The following is a 1,271-nucleotide window of genomic DNA, read 5'->3' as shown; positions in this document are numbered from 1 at the left end:
GTGCGGGAGATCACGGAGCCCGCCGCGCCCGCCCGCCGCACGCGCCCGCCGGGCCGTGCGGACCCGCGGGCCGCGCGCCGCCCACCGGAGGGGGAGATCATGAAGGCCGTCCAGTTCCGGGAGATCGGGAGGTCTCCCGAGGTCGTCGAGGTGCCGGACCCGGAGCCCGGCCCCGGCCAGGTGCTGCTGAAGGTGACCGCCGCCGGGGTCTGCCACTCCGACTTCGTGGTCATGCAGAGCCCGGCCGAGCTCGGCATCGGCCTGCCGCTGACCCTCGGGCACGAGGGCGCGGGCACGGTCGCGGCGCTCGGCGCGGGCGTCACGGGTCTGGAGATCGGCGAGTCCGTCGCCGTGTACGGGCCGTGGGGCTGCGGGACGTGCCCCGAGTGCGCCCAGGGCAAGGAGAACTACTGCCGCCGCGCCGCCGCCCTCGGCATCCGGCCGCCGGGCCTCGGCGCGCCCGGCGCCATCGCCGAGTACCTGCTGGTGGACGCGCCGCGCCACCTCGTCCCGCTGGACGGCCTGGACCCGGTCCGCAGCGTCCCGCTGACCGACGCCGGGCTCACCCCGTACCACGCGATCAAGGCGGCGCTGCCGCGCCTGGTGCCGGGCAGCACCGCCGTGGTGATCGGCGCGGGCGGCCTCGGGCACGTCGCGATCGGCCTGCTGCGCGCGCTCTCCCCGGCCCGGGTGATCGCGCTGGACGTGTCCGAGCGCAAGCTGGCCCTCGCCGAGTCGGTCGGCGCGCACGAGGCCGTCCCGTCCGACGACCGGGCCGTGGCCCGGGTGCGGGAGCTGACCGGCGGGTTCGGCGCGCAGGCCGTGTTCGACTTCGTCGGCGCCCCGCCCACCACCGCGATCGCCACCGCCGTCGCCGCGACCGAGGCGGACGTCGCGATCGTCGGCATCGGCGGCGGCGCGGCCAGGGTCGGCTTCGGCGAGATCGCCTACGACGCGTCCGTCCGCTCGCCGTACTGGGGCAGCCGCTCGGAGCTGATCGAGGTCCTCGACCTGGCCCGGGCGGGCGCCCTGGAGGTCCAGGTCGAGACCTTCTCGCTGGACGAGGCGCCGCTCGCCTACCGGCGGATGCACGCGGGCGACATCAACGGCCGGGCCGTCATCGTGCCCCACTGACCGCCCGCCGGCCGTCATCGTGCCCCACTGACCGCCCGCCGGGCCGTCAGCGTGCCGCACCGACCGCCCGCCGGACGGTCCGCTCCGCCACCGCGAGCGCCTCGGGGAGCGCGTCCGCGCGCCGCCCGCCCGCGCTC

At 78.0% G+C, this 1,271-nt stretch carries 1 protein-coding gene; it reads left to right on the top strand.

Annotated elements, in window-relative coordinates; genetic code table 11:
* The first annotated feature begins 99 nt into the window (after positions 1-99).
* The gene (locus DZF91_RS23620) at positions 100-1,134 is read left to right on the top strand and encodes an NAD(P)-dependent alcohol dehydrogenase (protein WP_117359528.1); all 1,035 of its coding nucleotides are present in this window, start codon (positions 100-102) and stop codon (positions 1,132-1,134) included.
* Positions 1,135-1,271 lie beyond the last annotated feature (137 nt).

The sequence above is a fragment of the Actinomadura logoneensis genome (genome assembly GCF_003428695.1).
Taxonomy (GTDB): Bacteria; Actinomycetota; Actinomycetes; order Streptosporangiales; family Streptosporangiaceae; genus Spirillospora; species Spirillospora logoneensis.
The sequence above is the reverse complement of the archived record's forward strand: the minus strand, read 5'-3'. Positions and strand labels throughout refer to the sequence as shown.

Excerpts from the sequence above, each read along its gene's own strand:
- DZF91_RS23620 (WP_117359528.1), top strand. The coding sequence starts at position 100 with ATGAAGGCCGTCCAGTTCCGGGAGATCGGGAGGTCTCCCGAGGTCGTC.